Below are 2,877 nucleotides of genomic sequence, written 5' to 3'. Positions count from 1 at the left end.
TCTCTTGCGAAGGTGGGCATCGTGACGGTCACCGCCAAGACGCCCACTTCGCGCCAAATCCAAAATCCAAAATCCAAAATCCAAAATCAAACTATGGCTACTACATCTGCTCCGATCGTTTCCTTGCAAGCGCCCAAAGATGTCTCGATCGCTGAGATCGAGACAGAACTCAGTCAAATCTGGCAAAGTTACAGTGCTGGCGGAGACGGTGCTTTTCCTGCTGCGACTAGGGCGGCAACATTTAGTTTGGTAGTTTACGAACCGGAGGAATCTCAACAACTGCTAGCTACTTTGGGATTTTACACCGGGCCGGTAGATGGCATTGATGGGCCGCGCACCGTGGCAGCGCTGGAGGCAGCTCAGAAAGCCTTCGGATTGTCGGTGAGTGGCAAGTCCAACCCGGAAACGCTGGCCAAACTGCGGGAAGAAGCTGCCAAAAAACGAGGGCAGACCATAACCGCAGATGGCAATGGCGGTACGCTTCCCCAGTATGCACTGGATGCTTCCGGTGCTGGGGTGGCAGATGCGATCGCCGCTACCAATCCCTGCCGCATCATCGCCCTTTGCCCAACGGCAGGAGAAGATGAAGGCGTCATCGCTCAAGTGTCCGCCTACTGCCCCATCCAAAAACAAACTCGCACCAGTTTGATCTGTTGCGAATACATCACTCTTCGAGGCGCAGAAGTCGCTATTGAACGTGTTGGGGGGATGATTCCCGCACTGCTGATTAGCGAATTGCCTAAATTCCTTTGGTGGAAGGCAACTCCGGATGCGGAAAACAGCCTGTTTAAGCGACTGGCAGAAACTTGCAATTCTGTGATTATCGACTCCAGTCTGTGTCACGACCCAGAAGCAGATTTGCTGAAAGTGCAAAACTTGTTGGAGTCGGGCTTGCCGATCGCTGACCTGAACTGGCGTCGTCTGGCAGCATGGCAAGAGTTGACGGCAGAAGCTTTCGATCCCCCGGAACGCCGCGCCTATGTAAAAGAAGTTGACCGGGTGACGATCGACTACGAAAAAGGCAATACGACTCAGGCGCTAATGTACTTGGGCTGGTTGGCGAGTCGGTTGCAATGGCACCCCGTCTCCTACGAACAGGAAGGTGGTGACTACGATATTAAGCGCATCCGATTTACAGGCCCCGATGACCGAGATGTACAAGTGGAATTGGCAGCTATTCCTACCGCAGATGTGGGTGATATTGTCGGCGATCTGATTGCTTTGCGTTTAACTTCTACGAATATCAACGCTGACTGCTGTACCGTTCTGTGTTCGGAAACTGGTGGTTGTATGCGGATGGAAGCTGGCGGCGGTGCCCAGTCCTGCCGCATTCAACAAGTAACTTCACTTTTTGACCAAAAGGCGGAAAACCTGTTGGGTCAGCAGTTGCAACGCTGGGGTCGCGATCGCCTCTATGAGGAAAGTATGGCGGTGACGGCGGCAATTATCAAATTGGCCAATAGGGAATAGGGAAATTTCAAATTTTAGATTTCAGATTTCAAATTTATTTAAATCTGAAATTTGAAATCTGAAATTTGAAATTTATTTAAATCTCAAGTTTAAAATTCCCCATATGTCTTTAGTTATTGCCGGCGAACGCAGCGGGGTGGGCAAGACAACAGTCACGCTTGCCCTATTGGCTTCTTTGCAGCGTCGAAATCTCAAAGTCCAATCTTTCAAGGTAGGCCCCGATTACATCGACCCGATGTTTCATCAGTATGTAACGGGTTTCCCCTGTCGCAATTTAGACCCGGTTTTGACTTCTGCTTCATACGTGCAACAATGTTTTGCCCGTCATACCCAAGGTGTTGAATACGCCTTGGTGGAAGGAGTCATGGGGCTATTTGATGGTGTGAAGCAAGAAAGCAGAGAAGAAATCGGCCTAGTCTCCCACTCCCCCACTCCCCCACTCCAGGTCTCCCCTTTTGCCAGTACAGCTCACATAGCGCATCTGCTCAACTTGCCTGTGCTGCTGGTCATTGATTGCAGTCGTTTATCCGGTTCCGTAGCGGCGATCGCACATGGCTATCGTTCTTTCGATCCCAAGCTAAAATTAGCTGGGGTGGTGTTAAATCGGGTGGGGAGCGATCGCCATTTGCAACTGCTCAAAGAAGCTCTCGAACCCTTAAACATCGCGATTTTAGGAATATTGCGACGTCAGGACAATATTACTATTCCAGACCGATATCTCGGTTTAGTACCAACAGCAGAACTTCCCCAATTAGATGCTTCGATCGAAAAACTGGCTCATTTGGGACACACCTGTTTTGATTGGGAAAGGCTATTACCTCTGCTAAAGTGCAAACCAGAATTTCCAATTATCAATCTAAAATCCAAAATCCAAAATCCAAAATTTAAAATCGCCATTGCACGCGATCGCGCCTTTAATTTTTATTACCAGGAGAATTTAGACTTACTTGCAGAATTAGGTGCAGAACTTGTGCCTTGGAGTCCGCTTACTGATGTTGGAATACCTGCGGGAGTCCAAGGGCTTTATTTCGGTGGCGGTTTTCCAGAAATATTCGCAGAAGAATTATCGTTGAATTACTCAGCACGCAATGCAGTGAGGACAGCAATTGTATCTGGAATGCCCACTTATGCAGAGTGTGGCGGTTTAATGTATTTGTGCGAGCAAATCGTAGATTTCGATCGCAAATCTTGGCCTATGGTAGAAGTATTGCCAACAATAGCTGTGATGGGTTCTCATCTAACATTAGGTTATCGGCAAGCAACTGCTTTGCAACACACTCCCCTGCTACCCGCTGGTGCAACAGTTTGGGGACATGAATTTCACCGCTCTAGTTTATCTGTAGCACCGACGAATCCTTTGTTTGAGCTACGGGGATATAATTCCCCCAGTTTACCAACATCTGAAGG

Annotated in this window: 2 protein-coding genes; both read left to right on the top strand. The window is 48.8% G+C overall.

All coding sequences use genetic code 11. The features are described from left to right. Positions 1-93: 93 nt before the first annotated feature. Positions 94-1,470 (top strand): glucose-6-phosphate dehydrogenase assembly protein OpcA, encoded by a 1,377-nt coding sequence (gene opcA / locus H6S82_RS27325; protein WP_190470780.1) that lies wholly within the window; start codon positions 94-96, stop codon positions 1,468-1,470. A gap of 103 nt (positions 1,471-1,573) precedes the next feature. Next, the coding region (locus H6S82_RS27320; RefSeq protein WP_191057038.1) for a cobyrinate a,c-diamide synthase at positions 1,574-2,877 on the top strand (1,304 nt) is incomplete at its 3' end.

The sequence above is a fragment of the Planktothrix sp. FACHB-1355 genome, from assembly GCF_014748295.1.
In the GTDB taxonomy this organism is placed as follows: Bacteria; Cyanobacteriota; Cyanobacteriia; order Cyanobacteriales; family Aerosakkonemataceae; genus Aerosakkonema; species Aerosakkonema funiforme_A.
This window is presented reverse-complemented; position numbering and strand designations above follow the sequence as displayed.

Bases quoted from the DNA above. Each gene is read 5' to 3' on its own strand.
- opcA (WP_190470780.1), top strand. From the start codon at position 94: ATGGCTACTACATCTGCTCCGATCGTTTCCTTGCAAGCGCCCAAAGAT.